This window comes from Gulosibacter sp. (genome assembly GCF_052090685.1).
Lineage (GTDB): Bacteria > Actinomycetota > Actinomycetes > Actinomycetales > Microbacteriaceae > Gulosibacter.
The window spans coordinates 45,122-69,046 of sequence record NZ_JBQDBE010000002.1; the positions used below are offsets into that span (position 1 = coordinate 45,122).

18 protein-coding genes and 1 tRNA gene are annotated in these 23,925 nt (G+C 59.7%); 9 read left to right on the forward strand and 10 right to left on the reverse strand.

Annotation, left to right across the window (positions count from 1 at the left end; genetic code table 11):
* Positions 1-50: 50 nt before the first annotated feature.
* Positions 51-956, forward strand: a complete 906-nt coding sequence (locus tag ACTHXA_RS01770) for a DMT family transporter (RefSeq protein ID WP_441668735.1) — start codon at positions 51-53, stop codon at positions 954-956.
* Positions 957-977: 21 nt separating this feature from the next.
* Here the strand turns inward: ACTHXA_RS01770 and ACTHXA_RS01775 are convergent, their stop codons facing one another.
* Positions 978-1,664: an MBL fold metallo-hydrolase gene (locus tag ACTHXA_RS01775; RefSeq protein ID WP_441668737.1), complete on the reverse strand. Its 687-nt coding sequence runs from the start codon at positions 1,662-1,664 to the stop codon at positions 978-980.
* A 284-nt stretch (positions 1,665-1,948) separates the two neighbouring features.
* On the opposite strand from ACTHXA_RS01775, the gene ACTHXA_RS01780 reads away from it, so the two are divergent.
* On the forward strand, positions 1,949-5,425 hold the full coding sequence (locus ACTHXA_RS01780; protein ID WP_441668739.1) for a hypothetical protein: 3,477 nt from the start codon (positions 1,949-1,951) through the stop codon (positions 5,423-5,425).
* A gap of 143 nt (positions 5,426-5,568) precedes the next feature.
* Here the strand turns inward: ACTHXA_RS01780 and ACTHXA_RS01785 are convergent, their stop codons facing one another.
* Entirely contained in the window at positions 5,569-6,510 is a 942-nt protein-coding gene (locus tag ACTHXA_RS01785) for a zinc-binding dehydrogenase (RefSeq protein WP_441668741.1), read from the reverse strand.
* A 185-nt stretch (positions 6,511-6,695) separates the two neighbouring features.
* Between ACTHXA_RS01785 and ACTHXA_RS01790 the strand changes: the two genes are divergently transcribed.
* From ACTHXA_RS01790 to ACTHXA_RS01805, 4 genes are all read left to right on the forward strand, one after another.
* Positions 6,696-6,772 (forward strand) — tRNA-Pro (locus ACTHXA_RS01790).
* A 94-nt stretch (positions 6,773-6,866) separates the two neighbouring features.
* Entirely contained in the window at positions 6,867-8,060 is a 1,194-nt protein-coding gene (locus ACTHXA_RS01795; RefSeq protein WP_441668743.1) for a thiolase family protein, read from the forward strand.
* 9 nt (positions 8,061-8,069) lie between these two features.
* Positions 8,070-8,831, forward strand: a complete 762-nt coding sequence (locus tag ACTHXA_RS01800; protein WP_441668745.1) for a 3-hydroxyacyl-CoA dehydrogenase — start codon at positions 8,070-8,072, stop codon at positions 8,829-8,831.
* A gap of 58 nt (positions 8,832-8,889) precedes the next feature.
* Positions 8,890-9,924: a hypothetical protein gene (locus ACTHXA_RS01805; RefSeq protein WP_441668747.1), complete on the forward strand. Its 1,035-nt coding sequence runs from the start codon at positions 8,890-8,892 to the stop codon at positions 9,922-9,924.
* A 10-nt stretch (positions 9,925-9,934) separates the two neighbouring features.
* Here the strand turns inward: ACTHXA_RS01805 and ACTHXA_RS01810 are convergent, their stop codons facing one another.
* From ACTHXA_RS01810 to ACTHXA_RS01825, 4 genes are all read right to left on the reverse strand, one after another.
* On the reverse strand, positions 9,935-10,828 hold the full coding sequence (locus ACTHXA_RS01810) for an NADPH-dependent oxidoreductase (protein WP_441668748.1): 894 nt from the start codon (positions 10,826-10,828) through the stop codon (positions 9,935-9,937).
* A 20-nt stretch (positions 10,829-10,848) separates the two neighbouring features.
* A complete protein-coding gene (locus ACTHXA_RS01815; RefSeq protein WP_441668750.1) occupies positions 10,849-12,024 on the reverse strand; it encodes an acyl-CoA dehydrogenase family protein in 1,176 nt (391 codons plus the stop codon).
* Positions 12,025-12,091: 67 nt separating this feature from the next.
* On the reverse strand, positions 12,092-13,384 hold the full coding sequence (locus tag ACTHXA_RS01820) for a beta-ketoacyl-[acyl-carrier-protein] synthase family protein (protein WP_441668752.1): 1,293 nt from the start codon (positions 13,382-13,384) through the stop codon (positions 12,092-12,094).
* Complete coding sequence (locus ACTHXA_RS01825; protein WP_441668754.1) at positions 13,381-14,913, reverse strand: class I adenylate-forming enzyme family protein; 1,533 nt, start codon at positions 14,911-14,913, stop codon at positions 13,381-13,383. The genes ACTHXA_RS01820 and ACTHXA_RS01825 overlap by 4 nt, the downstream gene beginning before the upstream one ends.
* Before the next feature lie 200 nt (positions 14,914-15,113).
* On the opposite strand from ACTHXA_RS01825, the gene ACTHXA_RS01830 reads away from it, so the two are divergent.
* Together ACTHXA_RS01830 and ACTHXA_RS01835 are read left to right on the forward strand one after the other, a co-directional pair.
* Positions 15,114-16,631, forward strand: coding sequence for an MDR family MFS transporter (locus tag ACTHXA_RS01830; RefSeq protein ID WP_441668756.1), 1,518 nt, complete (start codon positions 15,114-15,116; stop codon positions 16,629-16,631).
* 62 nt (positions 16,632-16,693) lie between these two features.
* A complete protein-coding gene (locus ACTHXA_RS01835) occupies positions 16,694-17,014 on the forward strand; it encodes a putative quinol monooxygenase (RefSeq protein ID WP_441668758.1) in 321 nt (106 codons plus the stop codon).
* Here the strand turns inward: ACTHXA_RS01835 and ACTHXA_RS01840 are convergent.
* Both ACTHXA_RS01840 and ACTHXA_RS01845 read right to left on the reverse strand, forming a co-directional pair.
* Positions 17,011-18,282 (reverse strand): alpha-hydroxy acid oxidase, encoded by a 1,272-nt coding sequence (locus tag ACTHXA_RS01840; RefSeq protein ID WP_441668760.1) that lies wholly within the window; start codon positions 18,280-18,282, stop codon positions 17,011-17,013. The two genes, ACTHXA_RS01835 and ACTHXA_RS01840, sit on opposite strands and share 4 nt — an antisense overlap.
* A gap of 226 nt (positions 18,283-18,508) precedes the next feature.
* Positions 18,509-19,186: a FadR/GntR family transcriptional regulator gene (locus tag ACTHXA_RS01845; RefSeq protein WP_441668762.1), complete on the reverse strand. Its 678-nt coding sequence runs from the start codon at positions 19,184-19,186 to the stop codon at positions 18,509-18,511.
* Between the two features lie 230 nt (positions 19,187-19,416).
* Here ACTHXA_RS01845 and ACTHXA_RS01850 point away from each other — a divergent pair, with 230 nt between their 5' ends.
* Complete coding sequence (locus ACTHXA_RS01850) at positions 19,417-21,714, forward strand: sigma-70 family RNA polymerase sigma factor (protein ID WP_441668764.1); 2,298 nt, start codon at positions 19,417-19,419, stop codon at positions 21,712-21,714.
* Here the strand turns inward: ACTHXA_RS01850 and ACTHXA_RS01855 are convergent.
* Together ACTHXA_RS01855 and ACTHXA_RS01860 are read right to left on the reverse strand one after the other, a co-directional pair.
* Positions 21,711-22,616, reverse strand: coding sequence for a TIGR01777 family oxidoreductase (locus ACTHXA_RS01855; RefSeq protein WP_441668766.1), 906 nt, complete (start codon positions 22,614-22,616; stop codon positions 21,711-21,713). The two genes, ACTHXA_RS01850 and ACTHXA_RS01855, sit on opposite strands and share 4 nt — an antisense overlap.
* 76 nt (positions 22,617-22,692) lie before the next feature.
* A complete protein-coding gene (locus ACTHXA_RS01860; RefSeq protein ID WP_441668768.1) occupies positions 22,693-23,772 on the reverse strand; it encodes a fatty acid desaturase family protein in 1,080 nt (359 codons plus the stop codon).
* Positions 23,773-23,925: the final 153 nt, after the last annotated feature.

Consider the following 23,925-nt stretch of genomic DNA (forward strand, 5'->3'; position numbering starts at 1 on the left):
AGCGGCGGCAAAATTCCCTAGCAACTCAGTGTGAGGCACACTGATCTCATATGACTACATCGATACAGCCGAGCCAGGCCGGCCCCTTTCGAGTGTTCGACTGGATCCTCATGCTCGGCGCCGGCACGATGTGGGGATCGTCGTTTTTCTTTGTCCGGCATGCAATCGAGGACATCGACCCCACCACCGTTGCCTGGCTGCGACTGGTGATAGGCGCACTCGTCTTAACCATCGTTCCAGCCTCGTGGCGGCCGCTCCACCAGCGACGGGACTGGTGGCTCATCGCGATACTCGCCTTCGTATGGATGGCAGTGCCCTTCACCCTGCTGAATTTCGCCCAACAATCGATCGATTCAGCAATGGCGGGGATGATCAACGGTTCTGCGCCGCTGTTCACAGCGATTGTCGCGGCACTTTGGTTCCGCAAACGCCCATCGAAACTCTTGGCTGCGGGTCTCATTGTTGGGTTTCTCGGCATCATTGTGGTCCTTATGCCTTCGCTCACTGGCAATGTCAGGATCACCGGCGTTTTGCTGATGCTGCTCGTCACCGCGATGTACGGAGTGGCCTTCAACATTTCTGGCAACCTGCAGCAACGCAACGGTGCGCTCGCGGTAATCTGGCGCGCTCAGGTGCTTGCGGCGGTCATGACCACGCCTCTGGGACTACTCGGCCTCGGCAATACGCCGCCTGCAACCTTCTCCCCATCAAGTATCGCTGCGGTCGCGGCACTGGGTTTGCTCTCCACGGGGCTCGCGTTCATTTGCTTCACCGTGTTGATCGGCAGGGTCGGGCCGGCACGGGCGTCGATCAATATCTATTTGATCCCCGTGGTCGCCATGCTGCTCGGTGCATTGGTTGCGGGCGAGCAGCTGCATCCGATTTCATTCCTAGGCGTCGCACTCGTGCTCCTTGGAGCCTTTCTCGCATCCCGGAGCGGCCGTACGAAACGCTAATCGGCGATCAAGTGCGCGCCACTAAACGCTCATCGTCTCGCTGCCGCCGATCCGGTGATAGGGACGTCCTGCAATAAATCGCTGCAGGGCTCCGTCGGTAATGGCAATGCCCGATTCCGAAAGAATCGCGTCATGAATCGGTACGACCACGGCAGTGGGGTGTGCTTTCACGAAGTCGATGGTCTCTGCGAGCTTCAGCCACGGCGCCGCGATCGGGGTAAACAGGGTCGTGACGCTCGCGGGATCAGGGGCGGTGGTGAAGGAGTCGCCCGGGTGGAACAAGACCTCGTCGACGAGATACGCGTTGTTTTGGAGCGGCGGCATGGTGGGATGAACCAGCGCATGTTGGTCGCCGAATGCCGTCACCGCAAACCCGGCAACCTCGAAGGCGTCGCCCGGAGACACGACGGTGAGCCGAGCCTTGTCGATTCCCGCATCCAGGAGCACGTCGATCACTTCTTGCGGACCCCAGACCATCGCATCCGACCCTTCGAGTGCTTCCGGAACAATATGGTCTGGATGCTTGTGGCTCACGATGACTGCTTCCGCCTCGCGCACTCGAGCGTGCTCGCTGAGGTTTCCCGGGTCGATGACGAGCACTCTGCCGTCTTTCTCGAGGGCGATGGATGAATGTCCTAGTTTCGAAATCTCGGTCACGATCGGTCCTTCCGAATCGGCGTTTTTCTCACCGTAAGCGGTCGGAATCATAACTGGTCGATTTCTTTGCCCGCGGCGCATCTGACTACAAAGTTTTACCTCAGATCTAAGTAAGGCTGGCCTTATTTGCTGGACTGGTGTAAAACAATACATGGCTGACTCACAGGTTAGCCTCACCTAAGTCACAGCAGGTTGCACCTTGAGGGTCGCTCCTGTGTGCCGACACGTGGAATATCGACACTCAAGGAATCTGAAATATGAAGAGAGCGGATGCGAGGGGACGCAATTGTTCACTGCGTTCATCGTGGACCAAGCGGGGCCTTGCGGTTACTGCGGTGGCAGCAGTTGCCACAACGAGCGCCTTCGGAGCGAATCCTGCAACGGCGGATGAATCGGACTGGATTGTCGACGTCGAATCGCACGAGACGGGCGTAAATAACGGCTATCAGCTCGCCTACGACGACGACAACGACAAGGTCTACTTCACCGACGCGCAGTGGCGTTCGGAACAACGCACCGAGGGCACGCCAGACAGCGAGCCCTTCGACTGGACCGGTGTCGATGCCGAAACCACGAGCCTGAGCAGCATGCGCACCACCTTCTCGCCGTACGGCGTTGCGGTTGACGGCAAGCTCGATGGCGGCACGATTGTGACCACAACCGCTCGTGCCCGTGACGGTCAGTACGGCGGTGCGGTTGTCGTGTACTCGGCCGAGCAGGGCGCCCCCACGAACGCTGATCGCATCTACCAGTGGGAAGACGGCTCCCCGATCTTCTCCGGCGTACGTCGTATTGCGGTGGATGAAACCAACCACCTCGCCTACGTAACGAACCTTGGTAACTCGCGCGGCAACGGCCCCGACGGCTGGATCACCGTCATCGACCTCACCAAGCGCGGTCACGAGTCGGTGCTCGCACAGATCACGATTCCGGATGCATCCGGTGCCGTCGGCGTGACCGTGGACGAAGCGAATAACCTCATCTACGTCGGTGGCTACGCGGGTGGTCTCTACGTGATCGACGGGTCGAAGATTGACACCTCGAATCCGAAGAGTTTCGACCTGAACAACGCTGCTGTCAGCAAGCTTGACGGCGCCGGTGTCGGTTCGAACCCGCGCCCGACCTATAACGCTGACCTCAAGCGCGTCTATGTTTCCGAGTGGGCTTCGCCTACCGCGAAGATCACCGTGGTGGATGCCGATCCCGCATCCTCGACGTACGGTCAGCAGATCGAGCAGATCGAGACCGGCCCGAGCAACGCAGTTGAAGTCGATGGCGAGCTCGGCATCCTCTACTCGGCGAATCTTGGTGACCAGGAAGTCGTGGCCTTCGACACCGAGACCCACGAGGAACTCTTCACTGTTCCGACTTCGGGCAATGCGGTGAACCTCGGCATCAACCCGGACAACAACGATGTCTGGGTTTCGAACTTCTCAAACTCGGGTAAGACTGACGTTATTTCGGTGAGCGAAACGACGGTAGAGGCACCCGAACCGGAGACTGTCGAGACGGCGTACGGCTCCGGCGCGAACGTCGCGTATGTCACGCACCCGGCGCAGTGGGTTGAGGGCACGACGCTGAAGCTGTCAGGCCGTGACTGGAAGCACCCGGACGGCAGCGGCTCGACGATGGCGGTCAAGCTCAATGCTGGTGCAATCACCCCGAAGACTCCCTTGGGTGGGGACACCCCGGATGATGTCTGGGCTGTGATTGAAGCGAATGATGACGGCACGTGGACCGCTGAGATCCCGTTCCCGACGAGCGAAAACACTGACTCCGATCGCTCCGGAGTTGTTGCCGGTCAGTCCGTCACTTTCACATTGCTGACCGGTTCGATGAAGCCGGGTGACGTAGCCCGCGGCGGACAGATTCCGCTCGACATTGTTGCGGCAGATTCGGAAGCGGATGCAGCGGCTGACAGCGACCCCGCATCCGAATACGACTTCTCGGTGAAGGCCTACGACACGGGCGTTAACAACGGCTACCAGCTCGCGTACGACGATGACAACGACCGCGTGTACTTCGCGGATGCGCAGTGGCGTTCGGAGACCCGCGATGCTGAGACCGGTGAAATCACGGTCACCCAGGAAGCGAGCGGCAAGATCGTTCCGTTCAACGCAGCAACCTACGAGCGTCTCGACTCCCACGACTACACCGGGTTGAACCGAAACGACGACTCGTTCTCCGTTGAGACGACGCAGGAAGCTACCGGCAAGGTCGTCGAGTTCGACGCGGTCAACAAGTCGCTCACGAAGGACCACGACTACACCGTACTCACGCGAAACGATGACTCGGGCCTCACCGACGCCGATCCCTTCAACTGGACCGATGTTCCTGCTGACACCACGAGCCAGAGCAGCATGCGCACCACCTTCTCGCCATACGGCATCGCGGTGGACGGCAAGCTTGACGGCGGCACTGTCGTTACGACCACCGCTCGTGCCCGTGACGGCCAGTACGGTGGCGCAGTGGTGATTTACACCGCTTCGCAGGGCACTCCGACCGACGCTGACCGCGTCTTCGAATGGGAAGATGGCACTCCGATCTTCTCGGGCGTGCGCCGTATCGCGATTGACGAAACCAACCACCTCGCCTACGTAACGAACCTTGGGAACTCGCGCGGCAACGGCCCCGACGGCTGGATCACCGTCCTCGACCTGACCAAGCGCGGTCACGAGTCGGTGCTCGCACAGATCACGATTCCGGATGCCTCCGGCGCGGTCGGTGTGACCGTGGACGAGGAGAATAATCTCATCTACGTCGGTGGCTACGCGGGTGGTCTCTACGTGATCGACGGGTCGAAGATCGACACCTCGAACCCGAAGAGCTTCGACCTCAATAACGACGCAATCACCCTGCTCGACAAGGCTGGTGTGGGCGAGAACCCGCGTCCGACCTACAACGCTGACCTCAAGCGCGTGTACGTGTCACAGTGGGCATCGCCCGAGGCGAAGATCACGGTAGTGGATGCAGACCCAGAGTCGGCAGCCTACGGTGAGCAGATCGACGAAATCACCACCGGACCGAGCAACGCGGTTGAGATCGATGGCGAGTACGGCATCCTCTACTCGGCAAACCTTGGCGACCAGGAAGTCGTAGCCTTCGACACAGAAACCCATGAGGAACTCTTCACGGTTCCGACTTCGGGCAATGCGTTGAACCTCGGCATCAACCCCGAGACCCACGATGTGTGGGTGTCGAACTTCTCGAACTCCGGCATCACGGACATCATCTCGGTTCGCCCCGCAGATGACGGTGGCGATGACTCGTCGAACGGTGACGACTCGGCTGAGGGTGACGACGCCGCGAATGGTGATGACTCGGCCAACGGCGATGACTCGTCGAACGGTGACGACTCGGCTGAGGGCGATGACGCCGCGAATGGTGATGACTCGGCCAACGGCGATGACTCAGCGACGGGCGACGACTCGGCGACGGGCGGTGACTCGGCCGAGGGTGACGACTCGGCAACCGGCGACGACGCAGCCAAGGGCGACGACTCGGCAACCGGCGATGACGCTGCCGAGGGCGACGACTCAGGTGACGCAGATGGTTCCACTCCGGTTCCGTCTACACCTGAGGAAAACGACGGTGCCGGTTCCGGCACTGACGGCTCAGGTGACAACAAGGGCAAGAACGATGGCGCTAACGCTAAGGGCGACAAGTCCGAGGCAGGCGACAAGGACCAGAATGGTGGACTCGCATCGACCGGTGCAGAAATGCTGCCCGCGATCGTAGTGCTCTCTGTACTGCTCCTCGCCGGTGCTGCTCTGATCACTTGGAACCGCAAGCGCGGTCAAGAACAGGAGTAAGACCACTCCAGGAGTAGTCCAATTCCCTGAGTAACGACAGCCGCCGGGTGCCGCAATTAACTTGCGACACCCGGCGGCTGTCATTCAATTAGAACCAAGTTTGGACCGGTACGGTGCCTGTGGACTACCCGATCGTCAAAGTGTTAGCTCTCAATCTGCGCGACGAGGCGACCTCGAACTTCTCCTCGTTCGAGCTTGCCGATGCCGTCGGCGATGTCTTCGAAGCCAATTGTTGAGATGGTGGGGGACAGGTCGCCAGAAGCGATCCATTTCATGACTTCCGCAATGTCTTCCTTGCTTCCACCCATCGAGCCGTGCAGTTGTACTTTGCCCATAATGAGGGCATAGGTATTGATGGCAGACTCGAGCTTGCCCATGCCGACCTGAACAACCCGGCCATTGAATCGAACCGTTTCGATCGCGTCGGCGGTTGTTGTGCCGAAACCGGCGAAGTCGACTATGACGTCGAGCTCGTCCTCTTTAAACTCTTTGATCGATTTTGCAACCTTGACCGCACCAGATTCTTTTGCTGCATCCCAGACAGCTTCATTGACTTCAGCGATGTACACCTCGGCATTGTTGAGGTGTGCGACTCGTGCGCCGATCTGACCGAGCCCACCGAATCCGATAATGCCGACCTTCATGCCAGCCTTGACCTCACCAGTGCCCATAACCGCACCGTGCGAAGTCATACCCGCATCGGTCGCTGCAGCGGCCTGCTCGAAGGTAACGTCATCGGGGATAGCGATCAGCGCATCAGCAGAAACGAGAGACTTCTCTTCCCATGCGCCGTTGACCATGTAGCCCATGAGTTCTGCCATTGGCCACACGGCGACTCGATCGCCAACGTTCCAGTCACTAACACCTTCGCCGACGGCAGAGATGACGCCAGCGGTTTCGTGGCCGGGGACGACGGGAACGATCATGTTGGCGAGCCATTTTTCGTCCTCAAGGATCCCGACATCAGAGTGACAAAGCCCCGCAGCCTTGACGTCAATTACTACTTTTCCTGCTTCAGCATTTGGTTCGGGGATATCAACGCGTTCGAATGGTTTGTGAGTTCCGTTAAAGTGCCAAGCCTTCATCGGTATTCCTTTCAACTCTTGCGTCGTGGCTGGGGTGACACGAACTCCAATCACGCTATTGGGGGCACCTGCAAAGGGCCTCAGCAAAACCCAACAAGTGTCGGTTTGCGCTGCAGAAATGGCGAAGATGGTAAACGTCTGCTGAAATTCGGGCTACACTTGCACAGGTCGATTCAAATCGACATCGGGACATAGCTCAGCTTGGTAGAGCGCTCGCTTTGGGAGCGAGAAGTCGCAGGTTCAAATCCTGTTGTCCCGACCAATTTTTTTGGTTTGAGTCTGGGTCCTCTCATCCTCTCGTGATCTGCTGTACGGCATAGCGCCACCGCAGTTGTCTCAATGAAGAGGTACGAATCATGACTCACGCTGTCATTGTCGACGTCCTAAGGCTCGCGTCCGGCAAAGGAAAGCCAGGCGGCGCGCTCTCCGGTACGCATCCGGTCGATTTACTCGCGCAGGTGCTGAACGCACTCGTGGCACGGAGCCAACTCGATGCGGCGCTCATCGACGACGTCATTGCAGGATGCGTTGGTCAAGCGGGTGAGCAGGCCGCCAATATCGCGCGCAATGCGGTGCTCGCCGCGGGAATCCCCGAGTCGGTGCCTGCGACCACGATCGATCGGCAATGCGGATCGAGCCAGCAAGCTGCACACTTCGCGGCCCAGGGCGTGATCGCAGGTGCCTACGACATCGTTATTGCTGCTGGCGTCGAGTCGATGAGCCGCGTTCCCATGGGTAGCCCGATGGGGGACCACGACCCGCTCGGCCCGTCCATCGCAGCGCGCTACCCGGAGGGGCTCGTGCACCAGGGTATTTCGGCCGAACTCATCGCCGCGAAATGGCAACTCTCGAGAACCGAACTCGACGAATTCGCGGCGCGCTCGCACCGACTCGCGGCAGAAGCAACCGACACGGGCCACTTCGATAGCGAAATCCTACCCATCGAGGTGACCGATGCATCCGGCCAGAACACACGCCACCGAACCGACGAAACTATGCGCCCAAACACCACCGCGGAGGGGCTTTCGGGCTTGCAATCGGCATTTCACACGGAGGCATTCGCCGAGCGGTTCCCCGAAATCCAATGGCAGATCACCGCCGGGAACTCCTCGCCGTATACCGACGGTGCGTCGGGGGCACTCATTATGAGCGAGTCCACCGCCACCACACTTGGCCTCAAACCGCGCGCTCGCTTCCACTCCTTCGCGGTGGCGGCAGACGACCCGCTATTTATGCTCACCGCACCGATCCCCGCGACCCACAAGATCCTGGAACGCTCCGGACTGAAGATCGAGGAAATCGACACCTTCGAAGTCAACGAGGCATTCGCCTCGGTTCCGCTCGCCTGGGAACGTGAGTTCCAGGTCGACCCGGCCAGGGTGAATCCGCGCGGCGGTGCTATCGCGCTCGGGCACGCCCTGGGTTCCTCCGGCACCCGGCTGCTTACGACCATGGTCAATCACCTCGAAGCCACGAACGGTCGCTACGGCCTGCAGACCATGTGTGAAGGCGGCGGGATGGCCAATGCCACAATCATCGAACGGCTTTAGGAGGTCAGAATGGACATCGACGGTTCCGTCGCAGTCGTCACCGGAGGAGCATCGGGGCTCGGCGCGGCAACGGCAAGGATGCTCTCGGCCAGGGGAGTACGCGTGGTGCTGCTTGACCTCCCGACTTCACAAGGCGCGGAAGCCGCCACTGAACTCGGCAACGATGCCCTCTTCATCCCCGCCGACGTCACGTCGGAGGCGGATGTCCAGCACGCGGTCGACGCTGCCGCCTCGCTTGGTCCGCTGCGCATCCTCGTGAACTGTGCCGGGATCGCCACACCGGGCAAGACGCTCGGTCGCGAGGGTCCACTGCCGCTCGAACAATTCGATCGAGTCCTCAAAGTGAATGTTTCTGGAACCTTTAACGTCATTCGCCTGGTTGCGAGTCGGATGCTTGACCACGAACCGCAGGGCGAGGAACGCGGGGTGATCATCAACACCGCGTCGGTCGCCGCCTTCGACGGACAAATCGGGCAGCCTGCCTATGCGGCCTCAAAGGGTGCCATCGCATCCTTGACCCTGCCGCTCGCTCGTGAACTTGCCCGACACCAGATCCGAGTGATGACCATCGCTCCCGGGATTTTTGAAACACCGCTCCTGCAGGCACTCCCGGAGGCTGCACAAGATTCGCTTGCAGCACAAATCCCGCACCCCTCACGGTTTGGGAAACCGGAAGAGTTCGCCTCGCTCGTGGCCCACATCCTTGAAAATCCAATGCTGAACGGTGAAACCATCCGACTCGACGGGGCGATTCGAATGGCTCCGAAATAGCAACTCGGAGCCGTGAACATCAATCTGATCACAGGGTTCTTCCGTAATAATTGACGGAATGGATGCGTTGGGATGGACTTCAGCCGAGGGACACGGCGCGATCGAGCGCGCCCAACCGGGAACGGGTGTGCGCTGGCGCCGCCGCGGAGCAGCGCTTGAACTCGACTTCGACAAGCCCATCGGTGACGCGATGTGGAAGCGCAATGCGTTTTCGCCCGGCGCGATTCCGATCATGTGGGGCCTGGGCTGGGGCGTTCTCGGCGTCGGCGCATATGCGGCACTCGCAGTCGTCGGCGGTGTCATCTCACTCTTCAGCGGCTTCGCAATCCCGGCGGGCCTTGCGATCCTGGGCGGCGTACTCGTGGGGCCAGTCTCGGCGATCGCAGGATTCTTCGCGGGACGCCGCCGCGCCAAATACGTGCGCCAACGCCAGTATTCCGAGGACCAATACACCGAAGCGGTATCCACCGCGCTCGGCAGCGTCTATCGCGGTGTCGGGGCGAAGAGCTTCCTGCAGAAAATTTCTGAGGTGATGCGCACCGGACGACCGCAAAAAGCAAATGTGTTGTCCGTGAGCGGATACGCCGAATTCAGGATCGAGCCGGTGGGGGAGTCAACGATTCGTATTCGTCCCACCGAGATCCCAACTGAGGGCAAGTGGTACAACAAGTTTGCGAATTCGCTGCAGCTTGGAAGTATCGACGAAACCAAGCTCACCGCCCCGGTGGACCGCAAAATGGCGGTACTCGAAGAACGACTCGACGCGATCCAAAAAATTGGTCACATCGATTCGAAGCACCCGAGCTACCCGTCCTTCATCATTCTGCAAGTCGACCGCATCACCGAATATCGCAAGCTTGCGGTGCGGGCGAACGCGGTTGCATCCATGGATACCCCCGATTCGCAAGCAACCGCGCTCGAACTCGTTGAAGACCTCGAGCGCGTGGTGGAACTGATGAAGGTGGGCGTTGACGAGCTGGAACAGAAGATTCTTGTCGACTCCGAAATTAGCTCGGATGCGCACCTCATGTTTCTGCGCGAGAAATACAACCGGGTCAAGGCGGATCCCGAAGGGACCGGGCCGGGAATCTAGCGCCGCGTCGCTACTCCGATTTGAACCCCTGCTCGCCGAGCCATTCACTGATCTGGTGGCGACCGTGCATCCCCTTTAGCGAACCAATGCGTCGGTTGAGGGTGAATGCCCAGCTGTAGTTATCGCGACCGTACCGCGCGTAATATTCGCCGATGTGCTGCTCGTACTCGGCACTCGCGGGCTCCCACGCCTCAGCGTCATATTGCTCGTGATGCAGCACTGCCGTCTGTGGCAGCCGTGGTTTCGTGTCAGCGGCCTCTTCGGGGTCGGGGATGCCGAGCGCCATCCCCACGGTCGGGAAGACGTACTCGGGCAACCCGAGCTCTTCCACCAGCGCTAAGGGATTATTGCGCACCCCACCGACAAACACGCCACCGAGCCCGAGCGATTCTGCGGCAAGCAGCGCGTTCTGCCCGACAATGCCCGAGTCGATGAAGGTAACCAGCGTGTTCTCGAGATAACCGATCGTGTCGACCTGGGTATCGTGCTTTTTCTCGACGATGCGCGAAGCCCGGTGGAAGTCGGCCGTCCACACCAAAAACACTGCGCAGTTTTCGATATACGGGTGGCCGCCGAGGGCCTCTGAGATGCGATTCTTTCGTTCCTGGTCGCGCACGGCGACCACGCTCCACACCTGCAGGTTCGATGACTGCGAGCCAGACTGCGCGGCTGCGACGATTAAGTTGAGCTGCGCATCCGTGACCTCGCCGGGCAGAAACTTCCGCACCGAACGGTGCTGCAATTGCAGATCGATCGTGGCATTCCCCTCGGCAAGCTCGCCCGGGAATTCGGCGCCGTAGCGTCGTGCAACGAGCTGTTCGGTGGATGTCGCCTTCGCGTCGGAGCCAGCTTCGGGGGTGTCCGAGTCAGTTTCGACTGCTTGCGGTTCGTTCGTCAACGTCATCCTCACTACTTCGTACTGCGTTATTCGATGTCGAGATAGGCGCCCGCGAAGACGGGGCGCGCACCGTCCCAGCCGCTCGGGTGGAACATGCCTGCCAAGGCATCACGATACAGGCGATTCATCTCCGAACCATTGTCGAAGCCAGCCCCGCCAACACACCGGAACGAGGCCTCCACCACATGTCGGGCCATTTCGGTGGCGCGTAGCTTGGCCCCCACAAGGCGACGTGCCCAGCCAGCACCGTGGTCAACAAGATCATCGAAATCGCGCGTATAGCTGTCGAGCTGCGGCGGGACGGACTCGTATTCAATGGCAGCATCCGCAATCCGATCGCGAAACTCCGGAATCTCCGCATAGCTGACACCGTGTTTGAGCGACTGTCGTTGGTGCAGCGACTCCGCCGCAAGCTCCAATGCCCGAGCGGCAAGGCCCGTGTACACCGATGCGATCAGCAGCTGGAAATTCGCGTTGATTGCAAAGGTCAGCGAATCGGGTGTGATGCCCTCGTGGATGCGTCGGGTCACGCGATCTGCCCGCATCCGCACCTCGGAGAGGGTGGTCGAACGGCTCTGTGTCGCACGCATCCCCATCGGGTCCCAATGCTCCGATACCGAAATGCCCGCCTCATCACGCTCGATGAAGCCATACACCACGCGCTTATCCTCGGGGTTGCTTGCATCGAGCCCGTGCACTCCGAGACGGGTCCACACCGGCGACAGTGAGGTAAAGATCTTCTTCCCCGAAAACAGGTACTCACCGTCGCCCACGGGAACCGCTGCGGTCGTCGACCCGTACAGCACCAGATCGTTGCCCGGCTCACTCACGCCGAAGGCGAACACCTCCCCGGCCGCGGCCTCCTCGAGCACGAAATCATGCGAGTGGTCATCCCGCTCAAAGAGCGCTCGCGCCACGCCCGTCCACACGAGGTGCATGTTGATCCCGAGTGCGGTCGCGGGGGAGGCCTTCGCGAGGGCCTGCTGCAAGCGACTCACTTCGTTCATCCCAAGTCCCGGGCCGCCGAACTCCTTCGGGATAAATACCTTGAGATAGCCCTGCGCCTGCAGCTCGGCAAAGTCCTCGTGGAAGAACCTGTTCTCGCGGTCATAGCCAGCGGCGCGGTCGTGGATGCGCTGCAGTAAGTCCTCGGGAAGCAGCTCGGCTTGAATCTCGGCAAAGCGGGTTTCGCGATCGGTCACGGCGGTGGGTGCTCCTTCTTATTTGCGCCATCGAGTTGGCGGAGGGCGTTTGTGAGTGGGGTTGCAATCAATCGAGCGCGCGCAAGAGGACGGCGGCATTGTGCCCACCAAACCCAAAGGAGTTGGAGAGCACCGTCCGAACCGATGCCTGGCGCGGCAACGTGACAATGTCGTGGTCGGGGAATTCCGAATCCTCGAGATTGATGGTGGGCGGCAGCAGCTGATCGCGCAGGGTCATCGTGGCTGCAAGCGCTTCGAGCACACCACCGGCTCCCAGCAGATGTCCGGTGGAAGATTTTGTGGCGCTCATCGGTAGCCGCTGACTGTGATCGCCAAACACCGTGTCGAGTGCGCGTATCTCCATCGCGTCATTGAGTTTGGTGCTCGTGCCGTGGGCATTGACGTGATCGACCTCTTCGGGCCGGACCTGCGCATCCTCAAGGCACGCTGCCATTGCGGCGATGGCGCCGCGAGCTTCGGGATGCGGCGCGGTCGCGTGATAGGCGTCGCTCGAGGCTGCGAAACCCGCGAGTTCGGCCAACGGTGTCGCACCGCGCGCTCGCGCAGTGTCCTCGGCTTCGAGTAGCATCGCGCTCGCTCCCGCCGACATCACGAATCCCGAACGGCCGCGATCAAAAGGCCTGGACGCTCGGGTCGGTTCGGACTCAAAGCCCTTCGCAAGCGCCCGCATATTTGCATTGGCCGAGAAATTGACCGGATTCACGCAATCCTCGTAACCCACGACGAGGATGGAATCGGCATAACCGTGACGGATTCGCCGCAGTGCTTCGCCGAGCGCAACCGCGCCGCTCGCGCAGGTTGCCGAAACGCCCTGAGCCGGACCGAGCGCGCCGTACCGCTGACTCAATAACGCGGCCGCCGCATCCGGAGCACCGTGCATCGAGACGAAGGGAGTCACCGCCCGCGGCCCACGTGTCTCGTAGGTTCGAGTCGCGTCTTGCATCGCCTGGATGGGGCCAGAGCCTGTTCCGGCGATGATCGCGAACCGCAGCGGGTCGCCCGGTAAGGATGCGCCCGGCATCGATGCGCTCGCCATCGTCTCTGTCAGGCCAGCCTGCCCCATTGCTTCGTCGGCCGCCGCAATCGCATACCAGAGCACTTCACTGAGCCGGCGCGACTCACGCGGCTCGAGCACCGCATCCGGGGTGAAACCTCGGATCTGACCGCCGATGCGTACCGCGACATCGGCAAACTCTTCACCCTGGAGCAGGTCGATACCGCTGCGGCCCGAGGCTATCGCATCCCAGGTGCTCGGTGCATCCAACCCCGAGGGGGTAACTGCGCCGAGCCCGGTGACGACAACGCGGCGCCGTTCTGCTTGCAGATTGATTGCGGTCATAGTCGCACCACTCTTGTCGCACCAGCCAGTACGAGTTCTTGGGTCTCGCCGCGACGGATTTTGCCGCCCACCGTTCGGGGCAGACGGTCGATCGAGTAGAACCGATGGGGGACGGCCTGCGGGGGGAGTTGTTTTCGGGCATGGGCGAGTAGCTCAGGCTTCGGTGGCACCGCTGCTGCCTCGAACACGATGCCGATCACATTGCCGAGCCGCTCGTGCGGAATACCGATTGCGCAGACCGCACCAATCTGGGGAAGCGTTTCAAAGGCTTGTTCCACTTCGATGAGGGAGACTTTGTGCCCGCCCGTCACAACGATGTCACCCGCCCGGCCCGCCAGCAGGAGCTTCCCCGCGACGAGACTGCCCTGGTCATTCACGGTCGCCCATCCATCTGGCCCGCGAAGCTGCGCGTCGGTGGTCGCGGTAACGTAGCCCTTTGCCGTGGACGGAACGCGAATCCAGAGCGTACCGATCGTCCCCTCGGGAAGGGCAGCCCCTGCTGGATCGCGAATCTCCGCTTCGACGCCCTCGTAGAGCGTGATTTGCGAACCATCACCCGCACGACTGTCACCGATGAAGCCAATCTCTGCGGCACCGTAATAGCTCGTGAGCCGTGCGTGGGGGACTGCGTCCGCGAAGCCGTCACGGATTGCTGCAGAAAGATTGGCCCCGCCGGTCACGACGAGCTCGAGCGAGGCAAACCGTTCCGGGTTACGTCGCGCAGCTGCGGCGAAGCCCTGTACGACTGCGGGCACCGCAACCACACGAGTGATCTGCTCCGCCGCAATCCGCTTCGCGGCGGTTAGGACATTGAACTCATCAGCGACGTGGCAAGAGCCGCCCGAGTTGAGGCACTCGACAAGCGCGAACAGCGTCAGGCTGTAGGAGAGCGGTCCCGGTGCGAGGGTGGCAACTCCGGGTTTCGCCTCGAGATAGTGACTCGAGACCTTAGCGTTGTAGCGATATTCGCGGCGAAGTCGCATAAATGCCTTTGGCGCGCTCGTCGTTCCGGAAGAAAACAGGAGCAGGAACGGCTCCTCCGGGTCGCGCATTTCGGGTGCTCCTGCGGGCGGCAAATTCCGCTCGAGCGCGCGAAACTCCTCGAGACCGATTACGGTACCCGTCCAGCCCGCATCCCGGAGTGCCTCTCGCAGCGCCGCCGAATCAGTAATGACCAATCCGACGCCGACCTGTCGAATCACCCCGAGTTGATGCTCGAGCGGCCAGCGCGGGTCAATCGTGGCTGAGACAGCGCGAAAACCAGCAAGCCCGGCAATAATCCGTGCGGTGTGGAAGGCATCCGTCGCACTAATGGCCGTAATTGGGATGCCCTCGGCCTCGCGTGCGGGTGTGGGCGGCGGAATATCGGCTCGCGCCGAAGCACGCGCATGTAGGTGCTCGACCGCGGCACGGACGCGTGCACCATCCTCGACGAGCTCGCCATAGGTAAGTCGAGCGTCATCGCCCACGATCGCCAACCGATCCGGATGCGTGGCCGCCACATCCAGAACTGTGCGGGTAATCGGCATAGACGCGTACTCCTTCGGCGGTGGAAAAATCTGCCACCAGTAATTTCTGGACCGCGACTAAGTATATTCGGCGCGGAGCGTTCAATTCTTTGCACTGTTGACAATCGCAGATACGGGGTACTCTAGACCGTTCGCATTCGCGACCCCCTTAGCACCGCATCTCGTGCTTTGCCGCATTACTTGTCATATCAGGAGTCACCGTGACGTCCACGGACACTGGGCCCATCCGCGCAGTTAATAATCCTTCGGAAGTGAAGCACGAATCGCTGCCACCTGGCGCAGCGCGTGTGATTTGGCTGCTCATCGTTGCAGCCTTCGTTGCGATTCTCAACGAAACCACGATGGCTATCGCCATCCCACATCTCAATGTCGATCTCGGCATCCCGCCTGAGCTCGGTCAATGGTTTACGAGCGCGTTCATGCTCACGATGGCCATCGTAATTCCCACGACCGGCTACATCATGCAACGCTTCACCACGCGCCAGGTATTCATTGCCGCGATGGTTGCTTTCACAATTGGCACGATCGTGTGTCTCATCGCGCCGGGATTCACGGTGTTGCTCATCGGACGAGTAATTCAGGCTGCCGGCACCGGCATCATGATGCCGCTGCTCATGACGACACTCATGACCGTGGTACCCGCGAGTCAACGCGGTCGGTGGATGGGCATGGTCAGCATGGTGATCTCGCTCGCACCAGCGCTTGGACCAAGCCTCTCGGGAGCGGTACTCGACTCGCTGCACTGGCGCTGGCTCTTCGGTATCGTGCTGCCAATTGCACTGGTCGCCCTGGCCGTGGGTGCGAAGTGGCTCACGAACCTCGGTGAAACGACCAAAGCACCGCTCGACATTCTGTCGGTGGTACTGTCGGCGATCGCATTTGGCGGCATCGTGTACGGCCTCAGTCAGTTCGGCATGGACCCTTCCGCAACACCTGCCGGTCAGCTTTCACCGATCACTCTCGGCGGGATCACCGTGGGTGTGGGCGTTGTGATGCTCGCGCTGTTCATTTGGCGGCAAATCATATTGCAGCGGAACGATGCCGCACTGCTCGATTTGCGCACCTTTAAATCACGCAACTTCACGATCGCAGTGGTGACCATGACCGTGCTCGCGATCGCAATGTTCGGTACCCTCACCCTGTTGCCGCAGTACCTGCAAAATGTTGCCGGTTTGGATGCGTTGCAGGCGGGTCTGGTGCTCATGCCGGGTTCCATCATGATGGGTATCCTCGGCCCGTTCATGGGGCAGATCTACGACGCTAAGGGGCCGCGGGCGCTGCTTGTTCCCGGAACAATCATGGTCAGTGCATCCCTGTTTGCCTATTCGCTGGTTGGCGAAAGCACCCACGTCGCCTGGCTGATTGCCGTGCAATCGGTGATGTCGATCGGTCTGGCAATGTCGTTCACGCCGCTGTTCTCCGCTTCGCTCGGATCACTGCCGATGAAGCTGTATTCGCACGGCTCCGCTTCGTTGAACACGATGCAGCAAGTTGGCGGTGCCATCGGTGTTGCGCTGCTCATCGCGGTTTACTCAAGCATCCTGCACCAGGGTGAGCTCGAAGGCTTGTCGGTGGCGCAGGCGGGAGCACCCGGTGCTCGGGCAGCCTTCCTCATTGCCGCGGTGATTTCGCTGGTTCCGGTGATCCTGGCCTGGTTTGTGCGTCGACCGAAAGACCAGACCGAACCCGTGAAGGCGGAAGACGCCGCAAAGGAGTAGTGAACGGTGGTTAGCTTGCCGAGGTTAAGGTCTCGGCAAGCTGACCGTGCTTTGCTTGAGCAATGATTTTTATTGTGGTCAAGTACGACGTGAAGCCTGAATTCGCCGACAACTTCATTGAGATCAATCGAGAATTCACCGAAGCGACGCGCGCTGAGCCGGGGAACAAGTGGTTCGAGTGGAGCCGCAGCGTGGAAAACCCGAACGAGTTCGTGCTCGTGGAGGCCTTTGACGATGACGCGGGGGAGGCACACGTGACTTCAGCGCACTTCGCCAAGGGGCTGGACGCGATGCGTCCCACGCTCGCGAGCACACCCAAAATCGTGAGCCGTCAGATTGAAGGTGAGGACTGGGACGAGATGGGCGAACTGCGGATCGACTAGCTCCGATCGAGATGCGCCTCAACTGAGCGGGGTTCCTGCTTTCTGGGTATCATGCGCACGAGTTGCGTGACGTGTTTCGGTTCGAGCTCCGCCAGTGACGACACTTGGAGCAGCCGCATCGTGCGTTCGATCTCGCCGCGAAGAATCGCAATCATGCGGTCGACACCCGCGCGACCGCCCGCCATGAGTCCGTAGAGATATGCGCGACCGACGAGCGTGAATTTGGCACCCATCGCGATCGAGGCGACGATATCGGCGCCATTCATTATTCCGGTGTCGATCGCAACTTCGGTGTCTTGTCCCACTTCCCGAACAACCTCGGGCAGCAAGTGGAAGGGGACCGGTGCGCGGTCAAGCTGCCGACCCCCGTGGTTTGACAGCACCAGGCCGTCGACACCGAGATCGACGAGTCGTTTCGAGTCTTCGACGTTCTGCACGCCCTTGACGACGATATTGCCGGGGAACAATGTTCGGATGATGGCGAGATCGTCGAAGGAAATGGATGGATCCATCGCGGAATCAAGGAGCTCGCCCACCGTGCCTCCCGTGGAACTGAGCGACGCAAACTCCAAGGCTGGAGTGGTGAGAAAATCGATCCACCACCACGGCCGGGGGAGCGCATCCAACACCGTGGCCGGCGTGAGCTGCGGCGGAATCGAGAACCCGTTGCGAATATCGCGCAGTCGCGCACCCGCAACCGGGGTGTCAACAGTGAAGAAGAGGGTGTCGTAGCCCGCCTTTGCCGCGCGTTCCACGAGGCCGTAGGAAATCTCGCGCTGCTTCATGACATAGAGCTGAAACCAATTCCGGCCGACCGGATTGACTGACTTGACGTCCTCGATTGACGTCGTGCCAAGCGTGGACAGTGTGAACGGAATCCCAGCGTCACGGGCCGCGCCGGCACCGGCAACCTCACCTTCGGTTTGCATGAGCCGGGTGAACCCGGTCGGTGCAATTCCGAAAGGCAGGGCCGAGGGGCCGCCAAAGATTGTTGTTCTCGTATCCACCACCGAGACATCGCGCAGAATCGAGGGGTGAAACTCGACATCGCGAAACGCGCGGCGCGCGCGAGCCAGCGAGATTTCGCCGTCGGCCGCCCCGTCCGTGTAGTCAAATGCCGCCTTTGGGGTGCGGCGCTTTGCAATGCGTCGGAGGTCTTCGATGGTGAGAGCCGAACTCAACCGACGCTTCTTGGCGTTCAGCTCAGGTTTCTTGAACTGCATGAGTTCAAGGAGATCTTTCGGGTTGGGAAGCTGACGTTTGACCACTATTTCCTCCGTTGCCTAAGGGTTCGATGAAGTCAGTTTGTTCGCCATTGAGATGACTTCACTTGTGAGGTGAATGAGGGGTATTCGATGTACTCCGGCCCATAATCGCGCATGTAGCTGACTGTGAGGTAAGACCATGTGGTCTGACCTCATGAATGTAGCGCTGTCGGATGACGGCGTCAACCCTCCAACGCGGTTCGATTCACTCGCGACCGACGCAGCGGAATTAGGCGGTTCGTTCGTAGTAACCAGTAATGTGCTGCTCAAGCTGGGACGCGGCGAGCTCATTTTCGCCGTTCTTGAGAGCCTGCAGAATTGCCCGGTGTTCACTGCGCAATTGCGCACCGAGGTCGTCCCAGTTTTCGACTGCGTGGGAGCGCGTCTGAGTTTGATCCGAGATCGACAGCCGCAGCGCATCCATCATGATGCTGACCAGTGGATTATTCGCCGCGCTTGAACAAATGACGTGAAACTCCGTGTCTAACCGCAAGAACGTGGGGATATCGAGTGCCGGGTCGTCCATGCGGTTGAGGACTTGCTCAGCCGCATCCCAATCGCCGAGCGCGGGATCGGCATTCGTTGCACACCAGGTTTCGAGCAGGATGCGCAACTGCACCATGTCGTATGCCTCAACCTGGCGGGTGGCGATCTGCAGATTCAGCGCGAGGCTGAGCCCCTGTTCTCCTGTTGCGGTGATGATCGTGCCGGAGGTCGGACCGGAACCCGTGGAAGTGCGAATAGTGCCGAGGACTTCGAGCACACGAAATGCTTCGCGAATTGCGCTGCGTGACACCTCAAGACTCTGGGAAAGGGTCCGCTCGCTCGGGAGATGATCGCCTACGCGAAGGCGACCGCTGCGCAATTCATTGGTCACCCATTCAAGGACGATCTGGTGTGCTTTCATCCGTACCAGTATCCCAGGGTTCGAGCCCGTACTGTCCGCGGGCCTGTTGCGTAGCGGATTGCTCGCACGTTCCGTAAATCGCGAAACATCGCCTCCGCAGATTTTAAAGGGTCGTTGCTGGCACGGTAAGCCCGAATCGTTCAATTCTTGCGGCACGGTAGTCGCGTCGATGCACACGCAAAAACTTTGCGAGAACGGGAAAGTCGGTGGATGTCGTTAGAGTGCACCCCGTGAGCCTGAAACCGACAATTGCTGCAAGTTCAAATGAACGAGTCCGACTACGACCTGTTTCCGAAGCGTCAAAAGCTGACGAGTTCAGCGAAACACTCGGGGGCGTTCGTCTGAAAACCGATGCCACGCAGTCTTGGGCAAAAACAATTCGTCGTTATGCGCTTTTGACTGCAGAGGATGAAGTTGAGCTTGCGCAAGTAATTGAAGCGGGATTGGTAGCGCGGGCGCGGCTCAACGGTGAATTCGGCGTCCCTGAGACTCGTCGTGAGACGAAAGACTTGCGGCAATTGGTGCGGGACGGAGAACGGGCGAAGCATACGTTCATTACGGCAAATCTTCGTCTCGTTGGGAATATCGCGAGGAACTATCATGGGCGAGGCTTGGATGACCTTGATTTGATGCAAGAGGGAACGTTGGGGCTCATCAGGGCACTGCAAAAGTTCGACTATCAGCAAGGTAACAAGTTTTCTACCTACGCAACATGGTGGATTCGGCAGGCCATTACCCGCGCGATTCAGGACCAGGGGCGAACGATTCGTGTACCAGTCCATATGGGCGAACAAATCAGCAAGGTCAACGTCGCACGCGCGTCAATTGAGACGCGAACCGCAGAGTCAGCCACGCGAGAACAGATCGCAAATGAACTCGGAATTTCACACGCTCAGGTCCGGCAGATCGAAATGGCTGACACCAAAATCCTCGCGCTCGAGGAGGTTCCAGAAAGCCTATTGGTTGCTTGCGAGGACACTGAAGCGCTTGTTGATGAGCTGGTGCTGTCGAGCGACGTCGCCATGGTGTTGGAGACGTGGGTCACAGATCGCGCTCGACAGATTCTTGTTGAACGCCACGGGTTGAATGGTGGCGAGCCAAAAACACTGGATGCGATTGGTGAATCACTCGGGGTCACGCGCGAACGCGTAAGGCAGCTGGAAGCGGCCATTGTCACATCGCTCGCGATTCATCCGGCTACAAGTTGGCTGCGTGATTTCCTCTTTGTCGAAGACGAATCCGAGGGAGTCCGGATCGGTCCCGGGGGAGACGACAGTCTTATCTCTGGCTCGACGAAAATGGACACCGCGCCGTCAATTGTTGATCTGAAAAAGCGCCGCCACATGCTGCGCCGGTCCTTCGAAGACGCCGGCAGAGTGCGACTCCCGGAGCCAAATTCAATAGAACTTGTTGGCACAGAACAAATCTCAGCCGACCAAAGCATCGCACCGCCCACGTCTGAGGAAACCACATGGGAAGTACCGCTCTGGGAATCGCGAGAAGCGCCACCTTTGGAGGAGGTAGAAACCATGCTGAATCAACACAGTGAATCACTCGATTCCATGACCGTTGAGTCAGCCGAGACTCACATGGCGAATGCCGAGCCCAAGTCTCCCGAGGTGCCCAAGGCTAATGCGACGTTCGTTGTGGCGACTCCTGGTGATTCGGAGCGCGTAACTGAGGACCCCACCACTCAAGCCGCAGAGTGGAAAGCGCGACCCAAATCGGGATTGGGACCCCGCGGCAAACAAAAGCTTCGGCATCTTCTTTCTGGGTTCTCCGGTCATCCGGTATTTGATGCCGGCGTATCGTCGAAGTCTTCGAACGGAACGATTCCAGAACGTCCGATTGAATCGTCCAACCTGAACTTGGCCGAAGCTCCCGATATTGAAATAGAGGAGCAATTTGAGAGCGCTGATCAAAGATCTCTTGACTCCGAAATTTCTCTTGAAGCCGAAGTTGGTTTTGAACCTGAAGTGACTCGTGAACCTGAGGTGAAACCGCAGGCCTTTATTTCACGGGTATCGGAATTTCACGCCTTTGATGCCAGCGGCGAAATCGGTAAGCTGCTCAAAAAGCTCGCCTTGGAACTCGATCCCATCATTGCGGATCGACTAGCCAGGCACTTGTCGGGTCTCGAATGGACACAAGTTCTCACCATGCTTGATGAGATGAAATCAAGACCTTACAAGGCCTACGACACCGGCGACTTGCATGTGCAATTGCGGATGTTCACGGAACGACTTGGCGACTTGGGATTTCCCTTCGAAGTGGGTAAAGATCGTCGGGTGTCCACGATTGCAAATGAACTTCGTATCGTTCGAAATGAATGGGCCCATATGAGCACCTTCGGCGCATTGGATGCGTGGCGCACGGCAGATTTCTGCGCCCGACTGCTGCAGTCCTTGGGCGAGCGAGATAGAGCCGAGAAGTTTGTGAGGAAACGCAGCGCCTTGTTTATCGAGGTATTTCATGAGGGCCAACACAGTGGACCGGAACGCTCAACCCAGGTGAATAACCAAAGTTAGGCTCGCTTGAGCGCCGCCACGACCGCGTCGCGGACGGTTGGATGTGAAAATTCGAAGCCCGAATCAAGGAGCACTTGCGGTCGCGCAACGACATCGCACAGCAGAAGCGATTTGGCTGCGTCGGATCCGAGTACTGCCTTGAGGACAAACCCGGGAACCGGAATGGCATATGGCCGACGAAGCCCGACTGCCAGTGAACGACCGAGCCCGTTGGCGCTCGCCGGTGTCGGACCCGCGAGGTTGACGGGCCCGGTGATCTTGTGATCAATGATGTGCCGAATCGCACGGACCTCATCCTTTAGGGAGATCCACGGCCAGATCTGATGGCCACCCGCGAGTGGCCCGGCCAAACCGAATTTCGTCAGGGTAATCATCGGCTTGAGGACACCCTCCGGATGTACGACCGGCGCGGTTCGGATCAGCGCGACTTGAGCATCCTTGCCGGAGGTAAGCGCCGCCGCCTCCCATTCAGCACACAACTTTGCAAGAAAGTCGGTGCCTCCGACAGAACTTTCAGACACGGAGACACCGGGGTTCACGCCATAGAATCCAGTCGCTGAAGCCGAAATGAACAGCGGTGCGTTCGCGCCGAGTTCACGGATCGCGGCGGCAAGCGCCTTGGTCGGCTCAAGCCGGGAGGACCGCAGTGTCTCGCGATAGGACTTGGTCCACGGAAACTTGCCGATGCTCGCACCGTTCAGACCGACCACCGCGACCGCGTCAGCAAGCACTGCCGGGTCCAATGGGCCGTCTTCTTCGCGAAGCCACGCGACCTCATCGGGGCCGCGCGGGGTACGTCGAACGAGTTGCACGACACGAAAACCGTCCTCGCGAAGAGACTGTTTGAGGGAGGTACCGATCAGTCCCGATCCTCCCGCTAGGACAACTTTTCGCTCGGCCATGACACTCTCCCTCACAATGAACGGTCCTCACGTTGCCACCGTATGGTGATCGCTGACTGGAAGTCAGGCCCGCCATCTATCGGACACTGCGGTACTGCGCGGTGATGGGGCACTCGAACGGATCGCGCGCGGCGAGCCCCACCCGGTTGAGGTACTCGATCACGATGCCGTAGGAGCGCAGCAGTGAAGTCTCGGTGTAGGGCACTCCGTGAGTCGCGCAGTATTCACGGACAATGCTGCTCGCGCGACCGAGATAGGGTCGCGCCATGTTGGGGAAGAGGTGGTGCTCGACCTGATAATTCAGACCACCCATCAGTGCGGTTGCCCACCAGCCGCCACGAATATTGCGGGAAGTGCGAACCTGCTTGGTGAAGAAGTCGAGTTTGGCATCCTTCGCGATCACCGGCATGCCCTTGTGGTTCGGAGCGAAGGCAGCCCCCATGTATACGCCGAACACTGCCAACTGCACACCAACGAAAGCGAATGCCATTCCCAGAGGTAGGTACAAGAAAATTGGCGTGAAGAAGAGCACATGTCGAAGAGTGATGAGTGACAGCTCGATCCAGCGGAACTTCACCGGACCGCGGGCAAAGAGGTGCGCGTAACTATGCTTGTGCAGGTTCAGGCCCTCAAGGGTGAGGAGCGGGAAGAACAACCAACCCTGTTTGCGCGTGAGGAGGCGACGGAAGCCGCGGGCGCTTTGCGCATCCGTATCGAGGAAAGAGATCGTGTCGATCTCGATATCCGGGTCTTTGCCAACCCGATTCGGATTGGAGTGGTGGCGGGAGTGCTTGGAATCCCACCAGCCATAACTCAGCCCCACGAACGCGGCGAGAATGAGCGCAAGTCGATCGTTCTTTTTGCCCGAGGCGAAAACAATTCGGTGTGCCGCTTCGTGCGTAATGAAGGCGATTTGAGTGAGGATGATGCCGAGCGCACCCGCTATGAGCAGCTGAAACCAGCTGTTACCGAGCAGAATAAAGCCGGTAATGGCACCGCCGAAACTGAGGGCGAGGGCGATGCCGACTATTAGATAGAACCAGGATGCGCGTCGCATTAATCCCGATTCTCGGACCACCTGGGTCACCTGTTTGAACGCTTTCGCCATCGGTGGGAAGGTATCGGAACTTGCGTACGTCTGACGAAGGGGGCCCATCGTGCCGCCAAATGGATTGACGGCAGTCTCTGTGGTTGAGATTTTTCTTACCCGTGTTTCGATCGGTCACGACGCAGAAACGCCTGTGCATGAAGCCAAAGGCGGTCGCCGATTGCTAGTGCCAAGCTAACGAATCATCCTGTGGGTGTACAC

Bases quoted from the DNA above. Each gene is read 5' to 3' on its own strand.
- ACTHXA_RS01860 (WP_441668768.1), bottom strand. From the start codon at position 23,772: ATGGGCCCCCTTCGTCAGACGTACGCAAGTTCCGATACCTTCCCACCG.
- ACTHXA_RS01835 (WP_441668758.1), top strand. From the start codon at position 16,694: ATGATTTTTATTGTGGTCAAGTACGACGTGAAGCCTGAATTCGCCGAC.
- ACTHXA_RS01825 (WP_441668754.1), bottom strand. From the start codon at position 14,913: ATGCCGATTACCCGCACAGTTCTGGATGTGGCGGCCACGCATCCGGAT.
- ACTHXA_RS01770 (WP_441668735.1), top strand. From the start codon at position 51: ATGACTACATCGATACAGCCGAGCCAGGCCGGCCCCTTTCGAGTGTTC.
- ACTHXA_RS01820 (WP_441668752.1), bottom strand. From the start codon at position 13,384: ATGACCGCAATCAATCTGCAAGCAGAACGGCGCCGCGTTGTCGTCACC.
- ACTHXA_RS01810 (WP_441668748.1), bottom strand. From the start codon at position 10,828: ATGACGTTGACGAACGAACCGCAAGCAGTCGAAACTGACTCGGACACC.
- ACTHXA_RS01805 (WP_441668747.1), top strand. From the start codon at position 8,890: ATGGATGCGTTGGGATGGACTTCAGCCGAGGGACACGGCGCGATCGAG.
- ACTHXA_RS01845 (WP_441668762.1), bottom strand. From the start codon at position 19,186: ATGAAAGCACACCAGATCGTCCTTGAATGGGTGACCAATGAATTGCGC.
- ACTHXA_RS01775 (WP_441668737.1), bottom strand. From the start codon at position 1,664: ATGATTCCGACCGCTTACGGTGAGAAAAACGCCGATTCGGAAGGACCG.
- ACTHXA_RS01855 (WP_441668766.1), bottom strand. From the start codon at position 22,616: ATGGCCGAGCGAAAAGTTGTCCTAGCGGGAGGATCGGGACTGATCGGT.
- ACTHXA_RS01800 (WP_441668745.1), top strand. From the start codon at position 8,070: ATGGACATCGACGGTTCCGTCGCAGTCGTCACCGGAGGAGCATCGGGG.
- ACTHXA_RS01795 (WP_441668743.1), top strand. From the start codon at position 6,867: ATGACTCACGCTGTCATTGTCGACGTCCTAAGGCTCGCGTCCGGCAAA.
- ACTHXA_RS01785 (WP_441668741.1), bottom strand. From the start codon at position 6,510: ATGAAGGCTTGGCACTTTAACGGAACTCACAAACCATTCGAACGCGTT.